The following is a 24,988-nucleotide window of genomic DNA, read 5'->3' as shown; positions in this document are numbered from 1 at the left end:
GCGCCCGCGCGCTCAGAACGAGTCGAACGGGAGCCCGTACACCTGCGTGGCGGTGCCACCGAGCACCGCCGCCCGGTCGTCGTCGGACAGCTGGTCGACCGTGGAGCGCAGGCCGTGCCACACCTGCGCGTACGAGTCGCCCTCCAGCAGGGCGTACGGCCAGTCGCTGCCGAGCATGAGCCGGTCGGGGCCGAACACCTCGAGCGCGCGGTCCACGGCCGGGCGCAGGTGGTCGGGGGTCCAGCCCGCGCCGGCCGCGGTGGTCAGCCCGGAGAGCTTGGCGACGACGTTGGGCTGCTGCGCGACCGCCCCGAGCAGGGCCGACCAGCGCGCCCAGCCGTCCCGCGCCCCGGCGCGCAGGGCGGCGAGCGGGGGAGCACCCAGGTGGTCGAGCACGATCGTCAGCTTCGGGTGGCTCTCCGCCAGGGTCGCGACGTGCGCCAGGGCGGCCGGGGTGTGCGCGGTGAGGTCCAGGGTGAGCCGGCGCTCGGTGAGGAGCGTGAGGCTCTCGTCGACGGCGGAGTCGAGGAGCCAGTCGGGGTCGTGCTCGTCGTGCCCCCGGTGGCCGATGCCGACGATCGGCTCACGCCGCCACTTGTCCAGCTGGGTGGCCGCGTCGTCGGGGGCGTCGAGCGGGACCCACGCCACGACCCCGGCGACACGCGGCGACGACAGGGCCTGGAAGAGCATGAGCTCGGAGTCCGCGCGGTTGTCGGCGGCCTGCACGAGGACCACCCACGAGACGCCCTCGTCGGCGAGCTGGTCCTCGATGTCCGGCACCCGGAACGGTCGGTGCACCGCCGCGTTCTCCGCGGTCATCCAGGGGTAGTGCACCGCGTCCGGGTTCCACACCTGAAGGTGGGCATCCACGACATTGGGCATGCGGGCGACGCTAGCAGTGGTCCGATCTCTCGGCCCCGTCGCGACCGGATCCCTCATCGAACCCTCATCGACGAGTCAATTCATCGGAGGACTTGCGACGAAGGCGCCGTCGACCAGCTCGGGCACCAGCGCGCACGCGTCGACCTCGGCCGCGATGTGCACGTCGGCCGCGAAACCGGCGCCCACGAGCTCGCGCCCGCTGGCGCAGTCGAGGAGCGCCGCACGGACGGCACCGGCGGGGGCGGCCGTCCGCGCGGTCGCCGCCTCGGGAGACAGGTCGTCGGAGTCGACCGCACGCAGGATCGCGCCCACCGCCCAGAGGTCCTCGACACCCGGTCGCAGGCCGCCGTCCGGCCAGCGCTCCCCGCACGCGACCACCACCACCCGGCTGTCGTCGCCGCCCGCGAGGAACGAGGCCGCCACCCGTCCGACCGCGGAGGCGTTCCGCAGGCAGCCGACGACCACCCGCGTGCCGTGACCCGCGAGCCGGAGGGACGTCGTCGCGCCGTTGGGCGACGAGACGACGACCCGACCGGGGGGCGCGCCGCGCATCGACGCGACCGACAGGCTCGGGGCGTCGACCGTGCGGACCGGGGCCAGCGTCGCACCGACGGTCGCCGCGAACAGCGCGGCCTCGGAGCCCCGCCGCGCGGTCGGGTAGACGGTGACCCCCGACTCGGCCGCGACGGTCACGGTCGTCGAGAAGGACAGGACGTCGACCACGACCGCGAGGGTCGGCTCGGGCCCGACCACCACGGCGGCCTCGTCGGGACCCCACGCGAACGCCACCCGGAACCCCGCCTGCCGGGCGAAGGACGTCACCGACCCACCGCGTAGCCCTGCATCCCCCGGGGGTTGGCCGCCGCCACGAGCAGGCCGTCCGCCCGGACGCCCGCCGCGCTCAGCCGCCCGAGCTCCCACGGCCCGACGGTCTCCACGGCGTGCCCGCGCTCCGCGAGCGCGTCGAGCACGTCAGCCCCGAGCCGCGACTCGGCGACCAGCCCCTTCGGCGTGTGGGTGCGCGGGTAGAACGAGCCAGGCACGTGCGACGAGTGCCACATGGGGGCGTCGATCGCGGCTTGGAGGTCGTCGCCGCCGAGCAGGTGCCGCAGCAGGAACGGCACGGTCCACTGGTCCTGCTGGTCGCCGCCCGGCGTGCCGAACGCGACCCCGGTCCCGTCGTCGTCGAGCAGCAGGCCGGGGCTGAGGGTGGTCCGTGGCCGTGTGCCGGGCGCGAGGCTGTTGGGCAGCCCGGGCTCCAGCCAGAACATCTGCGCGCGCGTCGGCAGCGCGAACCCGAGGCCGGGCACCACGGGGCTGGACTGGAGCCAGCCGCCCGACGGGGTGGCCGAGACCCGGTTGCCCCAGCGGTCGACGACGTCCACGTGGCAGGTGTCGCCAGGGCTGAGCCCGACGGGGGAGACCGTGGGTTCCCCGAGACCGGGGGCGGATCCCGCGCGGGCGCCCCACAGGCTCGCGGCGACGCGCGGCACGCGACCGTCGGGGGATCCGGGCAGCAGACCCTCGGCGGCGTCCGGACCGACGAGCGCCGCCCGCGCCGCCGTGTACCCGGCGGAGAGGAGGGTCTCGAGCGGGACGTCGGGGGTGTCTCCGTACCAGGCCTCCCGGTCCGCGAACGCGAGCTTGGCCACCTCGACGACGGTGTGCACCAGCTCGACCGTGTCGTGGGACCGCACCAGCGAGCGCACGTCGAGCGCCTCGAGCATCGCGAGCTGCTGGAGGAGCACCGGTCCCTGCCCCCACGCGCGGGTCTTGTGGACGGTCCGGCCGGCGAACCGGACCGACGCCGTGGGCTCCTCCGTGGCGTGCCAGGAGGCGAGGTCGGACGCGCGCAGCAGCCCGGTGTGGCGTCGGCCCGACGAGTCCTGGACCGCGACGCCGGACTGGAACGCGTCGACGGCCTCGGCGACGAAGCCCTCGTAGAACGCCCGTCGCGCGGACTCGATCTGCTCCTCGCGGGTGGTGCCGCCGGCCGCGAGCAGCCGCTCGAACGTGTCCGCCAGCGCGGGGTTGCTGAACCGGGCGCCCGCGGCCGGGACCTGGCCGTGCGGCAGGTAGACCGCCGCGGAGGTCGGCCAGTGCTCGCTGAACATCTCGGCGACCGTCGCGATCGTGCGGGACGCGGCCCGGACCAGCGGGTAGCCGTCGCGGGCGTAGCCGATCGCCGGTGCGAGCACGTCGGCCAGGGGGAACGTGCCGTAGCGGGCGAGGAGGTCGAGCCACGCACCGAACGCGCCCGGCACCACGGCGGCCAGGTGTCCGGTGCCGGGCACGAGGTCGAGGCCGAGGTCGCGGTACGCCTCGATGGTCGCGGCGGCGGGCGCCGTGCCCTGCCCGCAGACGACGAACGTGTGCCCGTCGGACGCGCGGTACCCGAGGATCGGCGCGTCACCGCCCGGACCGTTCAGGTGCGGCTCGACCACGGAGAGCGTGAACCCGGCGGCCACGGCCGCGTCGAACGCGTTCCCGCCTGCCTCGAGCATCCGCATCCCGACGGACGACGCCAGCCAGTGGGTCGAGGCGACCATGCCGAAAGAACCGGTGAGCTCGGGGCGCGTGGTGAACACCCGTCGATCCTGCCCCACGGCACCCGCGCTGTCCGAAACGTCCCGGTTCCGGGACCTTCGGATCTACTGACCGGCCGTCCGGCGGGGCTTGCCTGGGTGTCGCAGGGAAGACCCGAGGAGCACCCATGAGCACCGACGCTCGCCCACCCGCCATGGTCGTCACGCGACGGACCGTCCTCAAGGCCGCCGGGGCGGGCCTGGGACTCTACTTCGTCACGTCGGCCGGGGGCAGACCCTTCGCGATCGAGGCCGCCGCGGACGACTCCGCGTCGCTCCTCGACCCGCTGTCCGTGCCGAAGTACCTGACACCGCTGCTGGTGCCACCCGTCATGCCCCGCGCCGGGACGGCCGTCCTGCGCGGCGGCAAGAACGCCGACGTCTACGAGGTCTCGGTGCGGCAGGTCGTCCAGCAGGTGCTGCCGGCCCCGTTGCCCGCCACGACGGTCTGGGCGTACGGGCCGACAGCGGCGGCGGCACGCAAGGCCGTGCTGCTGCACCACTCGCCGAGCCTCACGATCGAGGCGGACTGGCGTCGGCCCGTCCGAGTCCGCTGGGTCAACGAGCTGACGGACGACGCCGGGGGCTATCTACCGCACCTGCTCCCCGTGGACCCGACGCTGCACTGGGCGAACCCGCCGGGCGGTGCGACGGGCCGCGACGGCCGGCCGACGTTCACCGAGGTGCCCGGCCCGTACCTGGGGCCGGTGCCGCTCACGACGCACGTGCACGGCGCGGTCGGCGTGGGCGACGAGAGCGACGGCTATCCCGAGGCCTGGTACCTCCCGGCCGCGGTGGACGTGCCCGCCGACCACGCGACGCACGGCACCTGGTACGAGTTCTTCCGCGCCAAGGCGGCTGCACGGTTCGGTCTCGAGTGGAGTCCGGGGTCGGCCACGTTCCAGTACCCCAACGACCACCGGGCGTCGACGCTCTGGTTCCACGACCACACCCTCGGCATGACGCGCGTCAACGTCTACGCGGGCCCGGCGGGCTTCTACCTCGTGCGCGGCGGCCCCGAGGGTGACGACGCGGTGCTCGACGCCCGGACCGCCACCCGGGCCGTCCTGCCCGGGCCGGCACCGCGGGCCACCGACCCCCGGCCGCGCCCCTACCGGGAGATCCCGCTGGCGATCCAGGACCGCACGTTCACGGCCGACGGCGCGCTGTTCTACCCCGACACCCGCGCGTACTTCGACGGGACGGTGGGGCCCTACGTTCCGGAGGGCGACGTCCCACCGATCTGGAACCCGGAGTTCTTCGGCAACGCGATCATGGTCAACGGCCACACCTGGCCGTACCTCGACGTCGAGCAGCGGCGGTACCGTCTCCGGCTGCTCAACGGGTGCAACTCGCGCTTCCTCATCCTCGACTTCAGCGCGATCCCGGGCGCCGACGTCTGGCAGATCGGCACCGAGGGCGGGTTCCTCGCCGCTCCGGTCCACGTCAGCGGCACCCTGGGCGGTCACCTGCTGCTGGCTCCGGCCGAGCGTGCCGACCTCGTCGTGGACCTCACCGGCGTGCCGGCCGGCTCGTGGGTGCTGCGGAACCTCGGGCCGGACGAGCCGTTCGGCGGCGGCGAGCCCGACGAGGACTTCGACGTGGCCGACCCGGACACCACCGGGCAGATCCTGCAGCTGCGCGTGGTGGCGGCGACCTCGCCCGACACGACGACGCCGCCGCAGTTCCTCGTGCTGCCCGCGGTGGCGCCGCTGGTCCCGACGGTCGCCCGGCGCGTGGCGCTGGTGGAGGAGATGTCGACGGCGCCCGAGCTGGCGGAGGACCCGCCGCCCGTCGCCGCGATGCTCGGCACCGTCGACGCGGCGGGGCACTGGTCGACGGCGGCGTGGAGCGAGGCCGTGACCGAGGCGCCCGCCGTGGGGACGACCGAGCTCTGGGAGATCTACAACACCACGGCCGACGCGCACCCCATCCACGTCCACGACGTCCACTTCCAGGTCGTCGAGCGCGGGCCGGTCGTCATCGACGAGGAGGCGCAGACCGTCCTGCCCGCCGGCGGCACCCGGCAGCCGGAGCCCAACGAGCGGGGGTGGAAGGACACCGTGATCGCCTACCCGGGGGAGGTCACCCGGATCCGGATGAGGTTCGGCCAGCCGGGCCAGTTCGTCTGGCACTGCCACATCGTCGAGCACGAGGACAACGAGATGATGCGCCCGATGCGCGTCGGCCCGCCCCAGCCGGGCGAGCCCGTCGCCGGCCACACCGGGGGCTGAGCGACTCGAGGGGTGCGCGTGGTTCGGGGGGAATGCCCCTTGCGGATCCCTTCCTTACGGTCATAGGGTCCTGCGACTGGGTTGACACGTGTCAACACTGGCGCGGGGTCACCCTCCCCGCGTCGTCGTGCACGAGGTGAGGAGCAGGTCGATGAGGACCAGCAAGAGGTTGATCGGGGCGCTCAGCGCGCTCGCGGTCGCGGTGACGACGGCGGTCGTCGGAGCCGCAACAGGAGCGCAGGCGGTGGGCCCCGACCGGCTGCCGCTGACGATCACCAACTCCAGCGGTCGCGGCGAGGCGGTCTACGTCTACGTGCTGGGCACCAACCTGACCACCGGCCGACTCGGGTATGTGAACGCGGGCGGCACGTTCACCGCGTGGCCCGCGGGCGCCAACCCGCCGTCGCCGGCGCCGGACGTCGCCATCGCCGGACCCGGCAACGGCGGCAGCACCACCATCCAGGTGCCGCGCGGCATCTCCGGCCGCGTCTACTTCTCCCTCGGCGAGAAGCTGAAGTTCTTCCTCACGCCTGACGGGCTGGTGCAGCCGGCGCCGTGGGCCAGCGGCGACGCCAACCACAACATCCTGTTCGACTGGAGCGAGTTCACCTACAACGACGCCGGCATCTGGCTGAACAGCTCGCAGGTGGACATGTTCGCCCTGCCGCACGCCGTGACGGTCACCGGCGCGTCCGGCACCCGGCGGACCGGGGACCTCGTCGCCAACGGACGGACCAACACGATCAACCAGATCGCCGCGCAGCCCGGCTGGGCGAACACGGTGGTCAAGCGCGCCGACGGCACGGTCCTGCGGGTGCTCGCCCCCGGCAAGGCGGCGGGCGCGGGCCTGCTGAGCACCACCTACCTCGACCCGTACATCGCCTCCGCATGGGGCGCCTACGCGGGCAAGACGCTGACGGTCGTGCCGTTCGGTGACCAGCCGAACCTCAGGTACTTCGGCCGCACGTCGGGCACCACGATGACGTTCACCAACGGCTCGGGCCAGCAGGTGGCGTCCTTCGCCCGGCCCAGCAGCGCGGACGTCTGGGGCTGCGACGGCGCCCTGCACGCCCCGAACGACCAGGTCGTCGGCCCCATCGCCCGGACCCTGTGCGCCGCCCTCAACCGCGGCACGCTCGGCACGGTCGACACCCAGCCCAGCACCGACGCGTCGGCCTTCTACAAGAGCAACCCCACCAACCAGTACGCGCGGATCGTGCACGCCAACATGGCCGACGGGAAGGCGTACGCGTTCGCGTTCGACGACGTCGGCGCCTTCGAGTCCCTGGTGCACGACGGCTCGCCGTCCGCGGCCGGCCTGATCATCCAGCCGTTCACCGGTGGCGGGACGACGAACCCGCCGCCCACCGGCAGCGGCAGCGCGCTCGTCAACGCCAACGGCATGTGCCTGGACAACAGCGCGCAGAACACCGCCAACGGCAACAAGGTCCAGATCTGGGGCTGCAACGGCACGGTCGCCCAGAAGTGGACCTACGTGCAGGCCGGCACCACGCTGCGAGTCCAGGGCAAGTGCCTCGACATCGCCGGCGGCGGCACGGCCAACGGCACCAAGGTGCAGCTCTGGGACTGCAACGGCACAGGCGCGCAGGTCTGGATCGCGCGGACCGAAGGTGCCTACAACAGCTACTACAACCCGCAGTCCAACCGCTGCCTCGACAACCCCGGCCACTCCACCACGCCCGGCACCCAGGTCCACATCTGGGACTGCAACGGCGCCAACGCCCAGAAGTGGAAGCTGGGCTAGGACTGCCGGCTAGACCCCGCCCTCGAAGCCCAGCTGTCGCCACGCCTCGTACGTGGCGACAGCTGCGGCGTTCGAGAGGTTCATCGACCGGCGTCCCGGGAGCATCGGGATCCGCACCTGGGCCGTGATGCGGGGATGCGCGAGGACCTCCGACGGCAGCCCCGTGGGCTCCGGGCCGAACAGGAGCACGTCGTCGGCGCGGTAGGCGAGGTCGGTGTGGTGCTGGGTGGCGTGGGTGGTGAACGCGAACACCCGGCCCGGCACCGCCGCCAGCAGGGCCTCGAGGTTCGGGTGCACCACCACGTGCGCGAGGTCGTGGTAGTCCAGGCCCGCGCGGCGCAGCTTGGCCTCGGACAGGTCGAAGCCCAGCGGCTCCACCAGGTGCAGCGTCGAGCCCGTGCCGGCCGCGAGCCGGATGGCGCTGCCGGTGTTGCCGGGGATGCGGGGCTCGAAGAACGCGACGTGCAGCACGGGGCGATCCTACGGATACGGTGCAGGCATGCCCTCTGCGCCTTTCGCGGCTGACGCCGCCCGCTACGACTCCATGACCTACCGCCGGACCGGTCGCAGCGGGCTGGACCTGCCCGCCCTGTCGCTGGGTCTGTGGCACAACTTCGGCGACACCACCCCGCTGGACACCCAGCGCGCGGTCCTGCGGCGGGCGTTCGACCTGGGCATCACGCACATCGACCTGGCCAACAACTACGGCCCGCCGTACGGCTCGGCGGAGGAGAACTTCGGCCGGATCCTGGCCTCCGACCTGCGCCCGTACCGCGACGAGCTCGTGATCTCCTCGAAGGCCGGCTACGACATGTGGCCCGGCCCGTACGGCGACGGCGGCTCGCGCAAGTACCTGCTGTCCTCGCTGGACCAGTCCCTGGCGCGGATCGGCGTGGACTACGTCGACATCTTCTACTCCCACCGCCCCGACCCCTCGGTGCCGATCGAGGAGACGATGGGCGCCCTGCACACCGCGGTGACCAGCGGGAAGGCCCTGTACGCCGGCATCTCCAACTACTCCCCGGCGCAGACCCGGACCGCGCAGCAGGTGCTGGCCGACCTGGGCACGCCGCTGCTGATCCACCAGCCCAGCTACTCGATGTTCAACCGGCACATCGAGAACGTCGCCGAGGGGCAGAGCGAGAACCTGCTTGACGTCATCGGCGACCTGGGGATCGGCTCCATCGTGTTCTCCCCGCTGGCGCAGGGGCTGCTCACCGGTCGCTACCTGTCGGGCGAGGTCCCGAAGGACTCGCGCGCGGCCGTCGGCCACTTCCTCAAGCCGACCGCCCTGTCCGAGACCTACCTGTCCCGCGCGCGGGCGCTGAACGAGATCGCCGCCGGCCGAAGCCAGTCGCTCGCGCAGCTGGCCCTGAGCTGGGTGCTCCGCGACGACCGCATCACCTCGGCCCTCGTCGGCGCCAGCTCGGTCGCCCAGCTGGAGGACAACGTGGCGGCACTCAGCGCACCCGCCCTCACCGAGGACGAGATCGCCGCTATCGAGCCGCACGCGGTCGACGGCACCGGCCGCTGAGCGAGGTGCGGCGCTCGCGCGCGCGCGAGATCGTGACTTTCCGTCGAGATCGGTAGCTCGAACTCACGATCTCGACCGAAAGTCACGATCTCGTCGTGACGCGAGGTCGGGGGCGGGCGCCAGGCAGCCGGTCCGCCAGCCAGCCCAGCTGGCGGGCCGTGTGGAACGCCTCACCGCCCTCGTGGTGGTTGTGCGGGTAGACCGCGATCTCGCGCTCGCCGCCGTACACGTTGTGGGCCGCGAAGACCGTCGACGGCGGGCAGATCGTGTCGCGCAGGCCGGTCGCGAACAGCGCCGGGGCGGTCGCCCGGGCGGCGAAGTGCACGCCGTCCAGGTACGAGAGCGTCCGCAGCACCCGCTCGGAGGCGTCGCGGTGGACCGCGAGGTACCGGACGATCTCGCCGTACGGGTCGTCGTCGGTCAGTGCCAGGGCGCGCGGCACGTCGCAGAGGAACGGTGCGCTGACCAGCACCCCTGCAAGGTCCGGCACCAGCCCCGAGACGGCCAGCGCGATGCCTCCGCCCTGGCTGTTCCCGACCACCGCGACGCCGAGCACGCCCGGCAGCGATCGCACGGCGTCGACCGCCCGCACCGCGTCGGTGAACACGCGGCGGTAGTACGACGTCGTGGGATCGAGGATGCCGCGCGTGACGAAGCCGGGCGCGGCCGGTCCGGAGCCGACGGGGTCGGGGGTGTCGCCGCCGGACCCGTACTGGCTGCCCTGCCCGCGGGTGTCCATGAGCAGGTGGGCGTACCCGGCGGCGGCCCAGGTGAGCCGCTCCTGCGGCAGCCCGCGACCGCGGCCGTAGCCGAGGTACTCGACGACGGCCGGCAGGTCGGCGGACACCCCGGCGGGTCGGGTGTACCAGGCGCGCACCGGCTGACCCTCGAACCCGGCGAACGTCACGTCCCAGGTGTCGACGAGGGTCAGACCGGTGTCGACCGGGACGACGTCGAGCAGCACGTCGTGCCGCCGGGCGTCCGCGAGCGTGGAGGCCCAGAGCTCGTCGAAGTCGGCGGGCACCGGGACGTCGGACAGGTACCGCTCGAGCTGCTCGAGGGGGAGGTCGAAGGCCGCCATCACACGGCGGCCGGCGGCGCGGTGCTCTCGCGGATCACCAGCTCGGTGGCCAGGTCGATCCGCGGGTTGGTGGGCGCCTCGCCGCGGGCCATGGCCAGCACCATCCGGGTGGCCGTCGCGGCCATCTCCTGGAGCGGCTGGTGGATGGTGGTCAGCGGGGGGCCGATCCACTCCGTGAGCGGCAGGTCGTCGTAACCGACGATCGACAGGTCCTCGGGCACCCGCAGGCCCAGCTCGCGCGCCGCACGCATGACGCCGAGCGCCTGGAAGTCCGAGCCGGCGAAGATCGCGGTCGGGCGGTCCGGCCGGTCCAGCAGGTCGAGCCCGTGCGTGTAGCCGCCGCCGACGAAGAAGTCGCCGTACCGGATCAGCGAGGGGTCGACGGCGACGCCGGCCTCGTCGAGCGCGGTGCGGTAGCCGTCGATCCGGGCGCGGCTGCACAGGACGTCGACCGGACCGGAGATGACCGCTACCCGACGGTGCCCGAGCCCCAGCAGGTGCCGGGTGGCCGCGAGGCCGCCCGCCCAGTTGGCGGACCCGACGGTCGGGACGCCGGGGGGCTGCTCGCCGGCGGTGTCGACGACGACGAACGGGATCGACCGGGTCTCCAGCTGCCGCCGCTGCGCGGGGTCCAGGTCGGACAGGACGAGGATGACGCCGCGCGGCCGGCGGGCGAGCACGTCGTCGAGCCACTCCTGCCGCGGCCGGTGCGCGCCGCCCAGCTCCGAGAGCACGACGCCCATCCGCTCGGGGCCGGCGACGGACTCGACGCCCTTGATGATCTGCACGGCCCAGCCGGCGTCGAGCTCGTGGAAGACGAGGTCCAGGAGGCCCGGTCCGGTCTGCGAGCGGCCCCGGCGGCGGCGGTACTGGTGGCGGTCGATGACCTGCTCGACGCGGGCGCGCGTGACGGCGGCGACGTCGGTCCGGCCGTTGAGCACCTTGGAGACGGTGGGGATGGAGACCCCCGCCTCGGCCGCGATGAGGGCGATGGTCGCGGTGGTCCCGGGGTGCTCGGGGGTCTCGACGTCGTCGTCGGGACCGGCGGCGGCGCCGTTCGCGCTGGTGGTGGTCATGAGGGTGGTCCGGTCTGCTCGTCGCAACTATCGGCCGAACGTAGCACCGACCGTGGGGACCGCCCAGGGCCAGCGGCGGAAGTCACCCGGCACTGCGCGGATCGATGATGAGAAACGTTTGCCAAAATTCCCACGTGGATTGCCATGCCGCCGCGGAGCGCCTAGCGTCCGACACCGGCAGATATCGACACCGCAGTCGATACTTTCGATTCTCACAGGGCCGTGAGACCGGGGAGGGCAGCATGACCCACGACGCACAGCAGGACCGGGTCGACGACCTCGTCACCGGCATGACGCTCGACGAGAAGCTCTCGCAGCTGGTCGGCCTCTGGGTCGGTGCAGACGCCACGGGTGCCGGGGTCGCGCCGCACCAGTCGGAGATGACCGCCGACGGGCTCGGCTGGTCCGAGGTCATCCGCGGCGGGCTCGGTCAGCTCACGCGTCCCTACGGCTCCGCCCCCGTCGACCCGGCCGCCGGCGCTCGGTCGCTCGCCGCCTCGCAGGCGCAGATCGTCGCGGCCAACCGCTTCGGCATCCCGGCCTTGGTGCACGAGGAGTGCCTCGCGGGGTTCGCCGCCTGGGGCGCCACCGCGTACCCGGTCCCGCTGTCCTGGGGCGCCAGCTTCGACCCCGACCTCGTCGAGGCGATGGCCGCCCGGATCGGCGCGTCGATGCGCTCCGCGGGCGTGCACCAGGGCCTCGCCCCGGTGCTCGACGTGACCCGCGACTACCGCTGGGGCCGCACCGAGGAGACCATCGGCGAGGACCCGTACCTCGTCGGCACCGTCGGCACGGCCTACGTCCGCGGCCTCGAGGGCTCCGGCGTCGTCGCCACCCTGAAGCACTTCGCGGGCTACTCGGCCAGCCGCGCCGGCCGCAACCTGGCACCCGTGTCGATCGGCCGGCGCGAGCTGGCGGACGTCGTCCTGCCGCCGTTCGAGATGGCGGTCCGCGACGGCGGCGCGCGGTCGGTCATGCACTCCTACGCCGAGCTCGACGGGGTGCCGTCGGCCGCCGACGCCGGCCTGCTCACCACCCTGCTGCGCGACACGTGGGGCTTCACCGGGACGGTCGTCGCGGACTACTTCGGCATCCGGTTCCTCCAGACGCTGCACGGTGTGGCGGGGTCCGAGGCCGAGGCGGCCGCGCTGGCGCTCGCGGCCGGTGTGGACGTCGAGCTGCCGAGCGTGCACTGCTACGGCCTGCCGCTGCGGGACGCACTGGCTCGGGGCGAGGTCGACGAGGCGCTCGTGGACAGGGCGCTGCGCCGCGTCCTGACCCAGAAGGCCGAGCTCGGCCTGCTCGACCCGGACTGGTCCCCGCAGGCGCACGCCGAGCCGGTCCTCGACGACGAGCAGAGCCGGGACCTGGCGCTCCGGCTGGCTCGCGAGGCGATCGTCCTGCTCAGCAACCCGACCGGAGCCCTGCCGCTGCGACCCGGTGCGAGGGTCGCCCTCGTCGGACCGCTCGCCGACGACCCGATGGCGATGCTCGGCTGCTACTCGTTCCCCGCGCACGTCGGCGTGCACCACCCCGAGGCCGGGCTGGGCATCGAGATCCCGACCGTGCTCGACGGGCTGCGCGCCGCCGGGCTCGACGTGACCCACGCCCGCGGCTGCGACGTCACCGACCAGGACCGCGACGGGTTCGCCGAGGCCGTCGCCGCAGCGCGGGACGCCGACGTGTGCGTGGTCGCGGTCGGCGACCGGGCCGGCCTGTTCGGTCGGGGCACGTCCGGCGAGGGCTGCGACGCCACCGACCTGCACCTGCCGGGCGTGCAGGCCGACCTGGTCCGCGCGCTGCTCGGCACGGGCACCCCGGTCGTCCTCCTGCTGCTCACGGGTCGTCCGTACGCGATCGCTCCGCTGGCCGCCGACGCGGCCGCCGTGGTGCAGACGTTCTTCCCCGGCCAGCGGGGCGGGCAGGCGATCGCCGACGTGCTGACGGGGGTCGTCAACCCGTCCGGCCGCCTGCCGGTGAGCATCCCCGCGGACGCCTCCGGCCAGCCGGGCACCTACCTGTCCGCACCGCTGGGCCGGCGCTCGGGGGTCTCGTCGGTGGACCCGACGGCCGCGTTCCCGTTCGGCCACGGCCTGTCGTACACGTCGTTCTCGTGGTCGGCGCGTGCGACGAGCGAGGTGTGGCCCACCGACGGCGACGCGACCGTCGAGGTGCTGGTCACCAACACGGGGGAGCGGGCCGGCGCCGACGTCGTGCAGCTCTACCTGCACGACCCGGTGGCACAGGTGACCCGGCCGGTGGTGCGGCTCGTCGGCTACGCGCGGGTGGAGCTGGAACCCGGCGACTCCGCGCTGGTCACGTTCACCGTCCCCGCCGACGTCACCGCGTTCACCGGGCTGTCGGGCACGCGGATCGTCGAGCCCGGGGACGTGGAGCTCCGGGTCGCACGGTCCAGCGCGGACGGCAGCGACGCGCTCGAGCTGCGGCTCACCGGGGAGCTCCGGGAGGTCGACCACACGCGTCGGCTGACCACCGGGGTGGCCGTGACGGCGCTGCACGCGATGGAGGTGACCGCATGACCCTCCAGGAACCGGCCGTGGCCGATCCCGTCTCGCCCCCGGCGCCCCTGGTACCGGTGGCCCCGAAGAAGCGCAGGACCCGCAAGGAGTCGTGGATCGCGCACGACGGCACGGTCATCCCCGCCGCGCACCAGACCTGGCGGACGGCGCTGCGCAAGGACTGGCGGCTCTACTCGTTCCTGGTGCTGCCGCTGGTCTTCCTGATCATCTTCCGGTACGTGCCGATCCTCGGGAACGTCGTCGCGTTCCGCAGGTTCCGGCCGGGCGGCAGCATGTTCGGCGACGAGTGGGTGGGCCTCTACTACGTCCGCATGTTCATCAACGACCAGCAGTTCTGGCACGCGTTCACCAACACGGTGGTCCTCGGGTTCCTCACGCTGCTGGTGGTGTTCCCGCTGCCGATCATCCTGGCCCTGATGCTCAACGAGGTCCGGTCGCGCAGGTTCAAGCGGAGCATCCAGACCATCTCCTACCTGCCGCACTTCATGTCGGTCGTGATCGTCGCGGGCATCGTGTTCCAGCTGACCTCCGTCAACGGCACCGTGAACCAGATCATCGAGGCGGCCGGCGGGTCGGCGATCACCTTCATGCAGGAACCGTCCTGGTTCCGCACCATCTACCTGTCGTCGGAGGTCTGGCAGACGGTCGGCTGGGGCACGATCCTCTACCTCGCGGCCCTGACGACGATCGACGACCAGCTGTACGAGGCGTCCCGGATCGACGGCGCCAACCGCTGGCAGCAGACGTGGCACATCACCCTGCCGGGCATCCGCCCGACGATGATCGTGCTGCTCATCCTCAACGTCGGCACGTTCATGGCGGTCGGCTTCGAGAAGATCCTGCTGCTGTCCAACCCGCTGATCTACTCCACGGCCGACGTGATCTCCACCTACCTGTACCGCGTCGGGATCGTGTCCAACTCGATCAGCTACGCGACGGCGATCGGCCTGTTCGAGGCGATCATCGGCGTGACTCTGATCCTGTCCGCCAACGCGATCTCCCGGAAGACCGTGGGGGCGAGCCTGTGGTGACCACCGACCTCGCACGCACGCGCTCCACCGGCGTGGCGGACGGCCGCGGCTACCGGGCGTTCCGCCTGGTCAACGGCGCGATCCTCATCCTGGTGTCGGCGCTCGTCCTGTACCCGTTCGTCAACATCGTCGCCCAGGCGTTCAGCTCCGAGGGCTACATCACGTCGGGGCAGGTCAACCTGATCCCGCGCGGGTTCAACCTCACCACGTTCCAGGTCGTGTTCGGCGACGACATGTTCTGGCGCAACTACCGCAACACGATCCAGTACACGGTGGTCGCCACAGCCATCGCGATGGCCCTGACCACCACGTACGCGTACGCCCTGTCCAAGCAGCACCTCAAGGGCCGCAAGTTCTTCATCGGCGTGGCCGTCGCCACCATGTTCTTCAACGGCGGGCTGATCCCCAACTACATCCTCATCAGCCAGCTCGGCTTCCGGAACACCCTGTGGGCGATCGTCCTGCCCAACGCCATCAGCGTGTTCAACCTGCTGGTGATGAAGTCGTTCTTCGAGAACTTCCCGAGCGAGCTCGAGGAGGCCGCCTCGATCGACGGCATGAGCACCTACGGCGTGTTCTTCAAGGTGGTGCTCCCGCTGAGCAAGGCCGTGGTGGCGACGATGCTGCTCTTCTACTCGGTCTCGTTCTGGAACAGCTGGTTCGGCGCCTTCCTCTACATGGACGACCCGAACCTCTACCCGGTGACCGTGTACCTGCGGAACCTCATGGCCGGCGTCACCGGCGGGACGTCGATCCAGGGCGGCGGCACGGACAACCTCAGCCAGATCGGCGCCAACGTGCAGTCCGTGACGATGCTCCTCACGGTGCTGCCCATCATCTGCCTCTACCCGTTCCTGCAGAGGTACTTCGTGTCGGGCGTGATGCTCGGCGCGGTCAAGCAGTGATCTTCCACCCACCCAGTTCTCAACGAGGAGAATCATGAGGACCACCAGAAAGCGCGCAGCCGTCGCCGCGTCGGTCGCGGTACTCGCACTCACGCTCACCGCGGCGTGCTCGTCGGACGGCGGCTCGACGGACGAGCCGTCGGCCAGCGCCAGCGGCATCCCTGACGCCCAGCGCGTCGGCGCGATGGACGACTTCGAGGTCGGCACCGACTTCGTCGCGACGGAACCTGTCACGTTCAGCGTCCTGTACCGCGACCACCCCAACTACCCGCTGAACAAGGACTGGCTGTTCTTCTCGCAGCTCGAGGAGGCCAACAAGGTCTCGTTCGACCTCACCAGCGCGCCCCTGTCCGACTGGGACGCGAAGAAGTCGCTGATCATCAGCGCGGGCGACGCCCCCGACCTCATCCCGGTGACCTACCCGGGCCAGGAGACGCAGTTCGTGTCCGGCGGCGCGCTGCTGCCCCTCAGCGACTACGTGCAGTACATGCCGAACTTCCAGCAGAAGGTCGAGGAGTGGGAGCTGCAACCCGCCATCGACAACCTCAAGCAGGCCGACGGCAAGTACTACATGCTCCCGGGCCTGTACCAGTCGCCCCAGCCGCAGTACTCCATCGCGGTCCGCCAGGACCTGTGGGAGAAGGCGGGGATCACCGACGACCCGCAGACGTGGGACGACCTGCGTGACGACCTCGACACGCTCAAGAAGGCGAACCCCGGCGTCTGGCCGATGTCGGACCGCTGGTCCACGACGAACAACAGCCCGCTCGGGGCCACCCTCCAGCTCGCGGCGCCGAACTTCGGCACGGTCGCCGGCTGGGGCTTCGGCAACGGCCTCGCGTACGACCAGGACTCGAAGACGTTCTCGTACGCCGCGTCGACCGACGGCTACAAGGACCTGGTCTCGTACTTCGCCTCGCTGGTGGAGGACGGCCTGCTCGACCCGGAGTCGGTCACGCAGGACGACGACACCGCCAAGCAGAAGTTCGGCAGCGGCCAGTCGCTGGCGATCTCCGGCAACACCCAGGAGATCACCACGTACGCCAAGACGTTCACCGACGCGGGCAACACCGACGCCAAGGTGCACCTGATCCGCGTGCCCGAGGGCCCCGCGGGTGACAACGTCGCGTCCGGCAGCCGGGTCGCGTCGGGTTTCATGCTCTCCTCGAAGGCCGCCGAGCAGCCGAACTTCCTCGCGCTGCTCCAGTTCGCGGACTGGCTGTACTACTCCGACAACGGCCTGGAGTTCGCCAAGTACGGCGTCGAGGGCACCACGTTCACCAAGGACGGCGAGACCCGGACGCTGGCGGCCGACGTCGACTGGAACGGGGTCAACCCGGCCGGCACCAAGAAGCTGAACGCCGACTTCGGGTTCAGCAACGGCGTGTGGATGCTGGCCAACGGCACGACGGACGAGCTGATCCGCGGCCTGAACACCGAGGCGACCAACGAGTTCGTGGACGCCATGGCGGACAAGACCGAGCTGCCGCTGACCCCGTCGGCACCGCTGGACGAGCTGCAGCAGGAGCAGATCACGCTCTGGCAGGCCGCGCTCAACGACTCGGTCACGCAGAACACGGCCGCGTTCATCCTCGGTCAGCGCCCGATGTCCGAGTGGGACGCGTGGCAGACCGAGCTCAAGGGCCTCAACGTCGACCAGTACGTGGAGACCTTCAACACCGCTCTCGCCGCCAAGGGCTGAGCACGCCGGCCGGCCCCGCGCACCGCGCGGGGCCGGCCTGTCCCTGGAGGACCATGAGCAACCAGATCCTGTACGGCGGCGACTACAACCCCGAGCAGTGGCCACGTGAGGTGTGGGACCAGGACTACCCGGCCTTCGACCTGGCGGGCCTCACCACGGTGACGCTCGGGGTCTTCGCGTGGGCCCACCTGCAGCCCGCCGAGGAGCGGTACGACTTCTCGACGCTCGACGCGATCGTCGAGCGGGCCACAGCCGAGGGCCGCTCGATCGTGCTGGCGACGCCGAGCGGGGCCATGCCGCCGTGGCTGGCCCGCGCCTACCCGGACGCGTGCCGGGTCGACTTCGAGGGTCGACGCCACGTGTACGGCCAGCGGCACAACCACTGCCCGTCCTCGCCGGCGTTCCAGCGGCTGTCCGTCGCGCTGGCCAGCCGGCTCGCGCAGCGTTACGGGGACAACCCGGCGATCGTCGCGTGGCACGTCGGCAACGAGTACGGGGGCGCCTGCTACTGCTCGTCGTGCGCGGCCGCGTTCCGGGTCTGGCTCCGCGAGCGGTACACCACGCTCGACCGGCTGAACGAGGCGTGGAACGCGACGTTCTGGTCGCACACCTTCACCGACTGGGCGCAGATCCAGCCGCCGAGCATGCTCTCCGAGCACTGGCGCGGCCCGAACCACACCGCGTTCCAGAGCATCACGCTCGACTACCGCCGGTTCCTGTCGGACGCGCTGCTCGGCGGGTTCCTCGCGGAGAAGGCAGCCATCCGCGCGCACGTGCCGGACACTCCGGTGACCACCAACCTCATGGGCCTCTACCAGCCGGTCGACTACCACCGCTGGGCCGAGCACCTGGACCTCGCGACGTGGGACAACTACCCGCCCGAGGACGCCTCGCCGATCCGCACGGCCGCTCGGATGGCGCTCGCGCACGGCGCGATGCGGGGGCTGCGCGGGGGAGCCCCGTTCTGGGTCATGGAGCAGACGCCGTCGACGACCGCGAGCCGCGACGTCAACGCGGTCAAGCGCCCGGGCGTCCTCGGGCTGTGGACCTGGCAGTCCGTGGCGCACGGCGCCGACGCCACCCTGTTCTTCCAGCTGCGCCAGTCGCGCGGCGCGTGCGAGAAGTACCACGGCGCCGTCCTCGACCACGCCGGCCGCACGGACACCCGGGTGTTCCGCGAGGTCGCCGCGCTGGGCGCGCAGCTCGCGTCGCTCGGTGACGCGACGCTCGGCGCCCGGACGCCCGCGCGGGTGGCGCTGCTGCTCGACTGGGACTCGTGGTGGGCGGCCGAGATGTCCGACGGCCCCAACCGCAACGTGCGCTACCTCGACGTGCTGGGCGGCTACCACCGGGCGCTCTGGCACCTCAACGCGTTGGTCGACGTCGTTCCGGTGACCGCGGACCTCACGTCCTACGACGTCGTGGTCGCGCCGCTGCTGCACCTGGTCAAGGGCGACCTCGCCGCCCGGGTGCGCGCGGTCGTCGAGCGCGGCGGCACGTTCCTGACCACGTTCCTGTCCGGCCGGGTCGACGAGGACGACAACGCCTTCCTCGCCGACGCCCCTGGCCCGTTCCGCGACCTGCTGGGTCTGCGCGTCGAGGAGACCGACGCGCAGCAGCCGTCCGTGGTGAACCCGGTGACGCTCGACGGGGTCGTGCACGAGGCGCGGCACGTGTTCGAGGTCGTCGTGCCGGACGAGGGGACGACCGTGCTGGCCACCTACGGCGCCGACTTCTACGCGGGCACCCCGGCGGTCACGCGTGCGTCGGTCGGTGACGGCGAGGCCTGGTACGTGGCGACGATGCTCGACGACGGCGGGGTCGCCGCCGTGGTCCGACGCGTGCTCGCGCGGCACGGGCTCGTCGGCCCGCACGCGGACGACGCGGGTGTCGAGGTGGTGGACCGGGTCTCGCCGGACGGCGTCCTCCACCGTTTCGTCCTGCACCACGGAGCCGAGCCGATCACCGTGACGTCGCAGGTGGCGGGAACGGATCTGCTGACCGGCCGCGTCCTGGCGGTCGGTGACCCCCTGACCCTCTCCACGACCGAGGTGCTCGTCCTGTCATGAACCGTGTCCTCGTCCCTTCGTCACCCGTCGGCCCCTTGCCGTCCGCCTGGCGCGAGTGCGTCGGCACCGGCCGGATGAACCTCGCCCTGCGCGCGGACTACCAGGAGTCCGCCGCGCTGGTGCAGCAGGAGATCGGGTTCCGGTACGTCCGCGGCCACGGCCTGCTGTCCGACGACCTGGGCGTGCTGCGCGAGTCGCAGGGCGTCACCCGGTACACGTTCACGTACGTGGACCAGGTGGTGGACTCCTGGCTGCGGATCGGGCTCAAGCCGTTCCTCGAGCTGGGCTTCATGCCCTCGGCGCTGGCGTCGGGGAACCAGACGGTGTTCTGGTGGCAGGGCAACGTCACGCCGCCGCGCTCGCACGACGACTGGGCGGCGCTGGTGCGGGCGGTGCTGCGGCACCTGATCGACCGGTACGGGCTCGAGGAGGTCCGCACCTGGCCGATCGAGGTGTGGAACGAGCCCAACCTCACGCAGTTCTGGCAGGGCGCCGACCGGGCCGCGTACTTCCGGCTGTACGAGGCGACGGCGCGAGCGGTGAAGGACGTCGACGCGTCGCTCCAGGTGGGCGGGCCGGTCCTGTCTCCCGGGGCGGACGACTGGTGGGCTCCGTTCGCCGACTTCGTCGCGAGCCGGGACGTGCCGGTCGACTTCGTCAGCCGCCACGCGTACTCGTCGGGACCCGCCCAGCACGTCCCCTTCGGCGTCTACCAGACGTTCGAGCCGCCGCAGGCGCTGCTCGACCAGTTCGACGCCCCCCGTCGCCACCTCGCCGGCACCGCGCTCGCGGGCTTGCCGGTGCACATCAGCGAGTTCAACACCTCCTACCGGCCCGACAACCCGATCCACGACACCGCGTGGAACGCCGCCTACCTGGCCCCGGTGCTGGCCGGCGGCGGGGACCTGGTCGACTCCTTCTCCTACTGGACCTTCTGCGACGTGTTCGAGGAGGAGAACATCCCGACGTCGCTGTTCCACGGCGGCTTCGGGCTGCTCACCCACCGCCAGGTGCGCAAGCCGACGTTCCACCTGTACGCGTTCATGGCCCGGATGGGCGCGTCCGTGCTCGCCCGCGGCGACGACCACCTCGTCTGCCGCGACGACGACGGGCGCGTGACGGTGCTCGCCTGGCAGCCGCTCGGGGGTTCCGACGACGGCCCCTACGGCTCGGCACCCGCCACGCACGAGGTCCGCCTGCGGATCCCGGTCCCGTCGGACGTGGCGGTCGTCCGGCGGTCCGTGAGCGAGACCGAGGGCAACGCGTGGACCGCGTGGCGCGAGCTCGGCCGGCCGCGGAACCCGTCCGCGCGCGTGCTCGACCTGCTGCACGACGCCTCGGTGCCCGCGCTGCGGCACTCCGCTCTCGTCGCCGTCGACGGCCACGTGGACCTCGACCTGGTGCTCGGCCGGCACGAGGTCACCCTCGTCGAGCTGCTGCCGGTGACGCCCGACGAGCACCCGGGGCTCGACGACGCTCGGCTCCTCGGCCAGGGCGTGGTGGGATGACGGCCATGGCCACGAAGCCCGACGACGAGATCGGCGCCGGTGCGCTCCCGCGCTGGTCGGCGGTCGTCTACTGGTTCGTCGTGATCGAGGCGATGCTCGTCCTCACCGCGGCCCCCGGCCTCGTGCTCCTTGCACTGCTCGACCGCGACGCCAGCAACCTCCCGCTCCTCGCGCTGGCGTGCGTGCCGTTCGGCCCGTCGGTCGCGGCCGCCGTGTTCGCGTGGCGGGTGTTCGCACGCGACCGTGACCTGTCGCCGGCACGGCACTTCTGGCGCGGCTACCGGCTCGACGTCCTCGACGTGTTGCGCTGGTGGGTGCCGACCCTCGGCGTCCTCGGCATCATCGCCGTGAACCTGACGCACCTGGGCGCCGCGGGCCTCCCCCCGGTGCTCGGCTGGGCGCTCGGCGGGGTCGCGCTCCTGCTCGTGCTCTGGTCCGGTCACGCCCTGGTGCTCAGCGCGCTCTTCTCGTTCCGCACCCGCGACGTCGCCCGGCTCGGCGCGTACTTCGTCGCGGGCAAGCCCCTGGTCACGCTCGGCTTCGTCTCGGTCCTCGTCCTGACCGCTGCCGTCGCCTACCTCTCGGACTGGCTGGTGGTCCTGCTCGCGGCGCCCCTGACCTACCTCTACGCGCGCACCGCCGCGCCCGTGGTGGCCGCCGCGGAGGAGCGCTTCACAGCCTGACCAGGGTCTTGCCGGTGGTCTGGCCGCGCATCATCGCCAGGAACGCGTCGACGGCGTGGTCCAGACCGTCGACCACGGTCTCGTCGTAGGCGATCTGCCCGCTGGTGAACCACCCGGTCATGTCGGCGAGGAACGCGGGGTAGTGCTGCGTGTGGAACGGGACGGTGAACCCGCGCAAGGTGAGGCCCTGCTGGATGATCCGGGCCATGTTCCGCGGTCCGGGCTGCGCCTGCTCGTCGTTGTACCCGGAGATCGCACCGCACACGGCGACCCGACCGTCCCGTCGCAGCGACCCGAGGGCCGCCTCGAGGTGCACGCCGCCGACGTTGTCGAAGTACACGTCGATCCCGTCCGGGGCGGCGGCCCGGAGCTGCCGGAAGACGTGGCCGTCCTTGTAGTCGAACGCGGCGTCGAAGCCGTACCGCTCCTGGACCAGGGCCGCCTTCTCGGGCGACCCGGCCGACCCGATCACCCGAGAGGCGCCCTTGAGCTTCGCGATCTGCCCGACCATCGACCCGACCGCACCCGCCGCCCCGGACACGAACACGACCTCGCCCGGCTGCATCCGCGCGATCTGGAGGAGCCCGAGGTGGGCGGTGAACGCGGTCATGCCCAGGACCCCGAGGTACGCCGACAGCGGCACCCCGTCGTCGACCACCCGGAACTGCGCGGCGTCGCCCTGCGCGACGTCCCGCCACCCGAGGTCGTGCGTGACGGCGGAGCCGACGGGGACGTCCGCCGACGTCGACTCCACGACCCTGCAGACAGAGCCGCCGGTCATCGTCGCGTCCAGGGCGAACGGCGCGACGTACGACTCCGCATCGTTCATCCGCCCGCGCATGTACGGGTCCACCGACAGGAACGCGTTGGCGACGCGCACCTGGTCCGGCCCGAGCTCGGGCAGCTCGACGGCCACGGTGCGGAAGTCCTCGGGCACGGGCCACCCCTGCGGCCGGCGGACGAGCTGGACCTGGGTGCTGATCGCCATGGCCACGAGTCTGCGCCACCTCAGTAGATGGTGCGGCCCGTCGCGTCCGCGATGCCCGAGCGGCGGAAGAAGGCGCTGCGGAGCTGGTCGCGCCACTCGCGGGCGCTGCGCTCCTGCTCGGCCAGCCGCTGCGTGACGCGGTCGAAGAACGCCTGCGGCACCCGCCCCTCGATCGAGGACCACGCCGACGCCATGCGGACGACCTCGTCGTACCCGTCGGCGTGCGTGTCGTACAGGTGCTGGATGACGGTCGTCCCGCTGTGCAGCACGTGCGTGTACGGGACGTGGTGGAAGAACAGGAGCAGCTCGTCGGGGCACGTCTCCACCGACTCGTACACGTCCCGCCACGGCGCCGCGTACTGGCCGGTGAACCCCGTCCCGGTGGCGCGCGTCCGGTCGACGCCGATGCCGTCGCGGTCGGCGAAGTGGTAGGTGCCCCAGGGGGTGTACTCGTAGCCGTCGACGTCGGGGCCGTAGTGGTGACCGGGGCGGACCATGAAGCCCACGCCGAGCGGGGCGGTGTACCTCTCGTAGGTGCGCCAGGAGTCGTCGAGCACGGCGTGCACCGTGGCCCGTACGGCGGGGTCGTCGCCCAGGGTCAACCCGATCCACTCGTCGAGGACCGCGTCCGGGTCCTCCTCGCCCCAGGCCAGCCGCGCGAACGCGTACAGGTTGGCCTGCGCCAGGGGGTGGCCGGTCCAGAACTCGTCGTCACCCACGCTGGAGACCGCGACCAACCCTCCGGCCGGCGGGACCGGGTCGTCCCCGCGGTGCACCGTCCCCACGGGCAGCCCGGCCGCCAGGTACCCGACCGTGCGGCCGTCCTCCGCCAGCGGGAACCGCAGGATCTCGTCCCACTGCGGCCCCAGGTAGACGGCGTGCTGCTGCTGACCCGTGTACTCCTGCGTCACCTGGAGCTCGACGGCCAGCCGGGTCCGCGGCATCGCGGCGATCACGGGGGAGACCGGCTCACGGGTCTGGAAGTCCATCGGCCCGTACTTGACCTGGAGCACGACGTTGTCGTCGAACCGGCCGTCCAGCGGGGTGAAGTGGTCGTGCGCCGCCCGCGCGCGGTCGGTGGACCGGTCGCGCCAGTCCTGGTGGTGGTCGTACACGAACGCACGCCAGAACACCGTCCCGCTGAAGGGAGCGAGCGCCCGGGCCAGAAGATTCGCGCCGTCGGCGTGGTCGCGGCCGTAGGCGAACGGTCCCGGCTGCCCCTCCGAGTCGGCCTTGACGACGAACCCGCCGAAGTCAGGGACGGTCTCGTAGACCCGTCGGACCGCCGACGCCCACCAGTCCTGCACGCCGGGGTCCAGCGGGTCCGCGGTCGGCAGGCCGCCGACGGTCAGGGGCGACGCGAAGCTCACCGACAGGTACACGCGGATCCCGTGCGGCCGGAATACGTCAGCCAGCCGCGCGACGTCGTCCAGGTGGTCGGTGAGCAGCCGCGCCTCGGCCGCGTGCACGTTCACGTTGTTGAGCCCGACCGCGTTGATCCCGACCGAGCCGAGCAGCCGCGCGTACTGCGCGACGCGCGTGAGGTCGTCGCGCACCCGGCCGTCCGACCAGAAGATCGACCCGCCCGCGTACCCTCGCTCGACCTGGCCCATGACCGGGTGGACGACGGTGTTGTCCCAGTGGTCGAGCATCCGGACCTGGTGGACGGGCAGGTCCCACACGACGTCGTCAGGGCATGTGAGGGCGGGCGCGCCGCGGCGGACGAGCTCGTGCAGACCGTAGAGAAGACCGGCGGCATCGCCGGCGACGACGACGGTCCTGCCGTCGTGTCGGGCGAGGCCGAACATGCCGGGACTCATCGGCGCGCCCCGGCCGAGGACGAGCAGCCCGTCGACGACCGCCTGCACGGCGGGCACGTACGAGTCGGTCCGCGGTAGGTAGCCCGCAGGAGGCGGCTGGGTGGCGGACGCCGTCCCCACCTGTCCGGCGCTGCCGACGATCGCGAGCACGACGTCGCACGCCAGGGCGTCCTCGGGCGTCACCGGGCCGGTCACCAGAACCCCGCCGAACCGCGAGGTCGCCGCCGCGACCTCGTCGACCACGGTCTGCGCCACGGGCCCGTCGTCCGGCCCGACCGCCACGAGCACGCGCCGCGAGCCGAGCGGTCGGAGCGCCTCGTCGGGAAGCCACATCGGGTGCGCTGGTCGGGCGAGCCGCCTGGTCACCAGTCGTGCACCGTGCCGTCCTTGAGCCGGTTGAACGGCAGGTACGCCGCTTGGTACGGGTACCGCGCGGCCGCGTCGTCGTCGTACTCGACGCCCAGGCCGACCGACGAGCCCGGGTGCAGGTACCCGTCCTCGAACGTGAACGACTGCCGGAACACCTCGCCGGTGCGCGCGCCGTGCTGCATGTACTCCTGGATGCCGAAGTTGTGGATGGCCAGG

Annotated in this window: 18 protein-coding genes and 1 pseudogene; 10 read left to right on the top strand and 9 right to left on the bottom strand. The window is 72.2% G+C overall.

The genetic code is table 11. The features are described 5' to 3' along the window. Nucleotides 1-12: 12 nt before the first annotated feature. The 3 genes from HP550_RS01750 to HP550_RS01740 form a co-directional block, all read right to left on the bottom strand. On the bottom strand, nt 13-882 hold the full coding sequence (locus tag HP550_RS01750) for an amidohydrolase family protein (protein ID WP_175345877.1): 870 nt from the start codon (nt 880-882) through the stop codon (nt 13-15). A gap of 75 nt (nt 883-957) precedes the next feature. Then, complete coding sequence (locus tag HP550_RS22880) at nt 958-1,704, bottom strand: 2-phosphosulfolactate phosphatase (protein WP_175345876.1); 747 nt, start codon at nt 1,702-1,704, stop codon at nt 958-960. Then, on the bottom strand, nt 1,701-3,431 hold the full coding sequence (locus tag HP550_RS01740; protein ID WP_175345915.1) for a gamma-glutamyltransferase family protein: 1,731 nt from the start codon (nt 3,429-3,431) through the stop codon (nt 1,701-1,703). Before HP550_RS01740 ends, HP550_RS22880 begins: the two co-directional genes overlap by 4 nt. A 164-nt stretch (nt 3,432-3,595) precedes the next feature. Between HP550_RS01740 and HP550_RS01735 the strand changes: the two genes are divergently transcribed. Both HP550_RS01735 and HP550_RS01730 read left to right on the top strand, forming a co-directional pair. Then, entirely contained in the window at nt 3,596-5,701 is a 2,106-nt protein-coding gene (locus HP550_RS01735; protein WP_246280408.1) for a multicopper oxidase family protein, read from the top strand. 151 nt (nt 5,702-5,852) lie between these two features. Next, entirely contained in the window at nt 5,853-7,466 is a 1,614-nt protein-coding gene (locus HP550_RS01730) for a beta-1,3-glucanase family protein (protein ID WP_175345875.1), read from the top strand. Nucleotides 7,467-7,475: 9 nt separating this feature from the next. On the opposite strand, the gene HP550_RS01725 is transcribed toward HP550_RS01730, so the two are convergent. Then, nucleotides 7,476-7,937, bottom strand: coding sequence for a TrmH family RNA methyltransferase (locus tag HP550_RS01725; RefSeq protein WP_175345874.1), 462 nt, complete (start codon nt 7,935-7,937; stop codon nt 7,476-7,478). A 28-nt stretch (nt 7,938-7,965) separates the two neighbouring features. Here HP550_RS01725 and mgrA point away from each other — a divergent pair, with 28 nt between their 5' ends. Then, complete coding sequence (mgrA, locus tag HP550_RS01720; protein WP_175345873.1) at nt 7,966-9,000, top strand: L-glyceraldehyde 3-phosphate reductase; 1,035 nt, start codon at nt 7,966-7,968, stop codon at nt 8,998-9,000. 82 nt (nt 9,001-9,082) lie between these two features. Here the strand turns inward: mgrA and HP550_RS01715 are convergent, their stop codons facing one another. Next, nucleotides 9,083-10,081, bottom strand: a complete 999-nt coding sequence (locus HP550_RS01715; protein ID WP_175345872.1) for an acetylxylan esterase — start codon at nt 10,079-10,081, stop codon at nt 9,083-9,085. Then, complete coding sequence (locus HP550_RS01710; RefSeq protein WP_246280406.1) at nt 10,081-11,157, bottom strand: LacI family DNA-binding transcriptional regulator; 1,077 nt, start codon at nt 11,155-11,157, stop codon at nt 10,081-10,083. Before HP550_RS01710 ends, HP550_RS01715 begins: the two co-directional genes overlap by 1 nt. A 242-nt stretch (nt 11,158-11,399) precedes the next feature. Between HP550_RS01710 and HP550_RS01705 the strand changes: the two genes are divergently transcribed. The 7 genes from HP550_RS01705 to HP550_RS01675 are packed head-to-tail and all read left to right on the top strand — an operon-like array spanning nt 11,400 to nt 21,595. After that, complete coding sequence (locus HP550_RS01705) at nt 11,400-13,697, top strand: beta-xylosidase/alpha-l-arabinosidase (protein WP_175345871.1); 2,298 nt, start codon at nt 11,400-11,402, stop codon at nt 13,695-13,697. Continuing rightward, nucleotides 13,694-14,728, top strand: coding sequence for an ABC transporter permease (locus HP550_RS01700; protein ID WP_175345870.1), 1,035 nt, complete (start codon nt 13,694-13,696; stop codon nt 14,726-14,728). The genes HP550_RS01705 and HP550_RS01700 overlap by 4 nt, the downstream gene beginning before the upstream one ends. Next, nucleotides 14,722-15,633, top strand: a complete 912-nt coding sequence (locus HP550_RS01695; RefSeq protein WP_175345869.1) for an ABC transporter permease subunit — start codon at nt 14,722-14,724, stop codon at nt 15,631-15,633. The genes HP550_RS01700 and HP550_RS01695 overlap by 7 nt, the downstream gene beginning before the upstream one ends. 34 nt (nt 15,634-15,667) lie before the next feature. Then, on the top strand, nt 15,668-17,335 hold the full coding sequence (locus tag HP550_RS01690; RefSeq protein ID WP_175345868.1) for an ABC transporter substrate-binding protein: 1,668 nt from the start codon (nt 15,668-15,670) through the stop codon (nt 17,333-17,335). A gap of 53 nt (nt 17,336-17,388) precedes the next feature. After that, nucleotides 17,389-19,404: a beta-galactosidase gene (locus HP550_RS01685; protein WP_175345867.1), complete on the top strand. Its 2,016-nt coding sequence runs from the start codon at nt 17,389-17,391 to the stop codon at nt 19,402-19,404. Continuing rightward, complete coding sequence (locus tag HP550_RS01680; RefSeq protein WP_175345866.1) at nt 19,401-20,912, top strand: GH39 family glycosyl hydrolase; 1,512 nt, start codon at nt 19,401-19,403, stop codon at nt 20,910-20,912. Before HP550_RS01685 ends, HP550_RS01680 begins: the two co-directional genes overlap by 4 nt. A 5-nt stretch (nt 20,913-20,917) precedes the next feature. Next, nucleotides 20,918-21,595, top strand: coding sequence for a DUF624 domain-containing protein (locus tag HP550_RS01675; protein WP_175345865.1), 678 nt, complete (start codon nt 20,918-20,920; stop codon nt 21,593-21,595). Here the strand turns inward: HP550_RS01675 and HP550_RS01670 are convergent. From HP550_RS01670 to HP550_RS01660, 3 genes and pseudogenes are all read right to left on the bottom strand, one after another. Then, nucleotides 21,585-22,583 (bottom strand): NADP-dependent oxidoreductase, encoded by a 999-nt coding sequence (locus HP550_RS01670; RefSeq protein ID WP_175345864.1) that lies wholly within the window; start codon nt 22,581-22,583, stop codon nt 21,585-21,587. The two genes, HP550_RS01675 and HP550_RS01670, sit on opposite strands and share 11 nt — an antisense overlap. 20 nt (nt 22,584-22,603) lie before the next feature. Then, nucleotides 22,604-24,769: an alpha-glucuronidase gene (locus tag HP550_RS01665; protein WP_425484410.1), complete on the bottom strand. Its 2,166-nt coding sequence runs from the start codon at nt 24,767-24,769 to the stop codon at nt 22,604-22,606. After that, nucleotides 24,766-24,988: pseudogene (locus HP550_RS01660) on the bottom strand (bifunctional D-altronate/D-mannonate dehydratase); the annotation flags it as partial. The pseudogene HP550_RS01660 and the gene HP550_RS01665, both read right to left, overlap by 4 nt.

Source organism: Cellulomonas humilata (assembly GCF_013359775.1).
Classification (GTDB): Bacteria; Actinomycetota; Actinomycetes; order Actinomycetales; family Cellulomonadaceae; genus Cellulomonas; species Cellulomonas humilata.
Note: the sequence above shows the minus strand (reverse complement) of the source record. Positions and strands in the feature narration are given on the sequence as shown.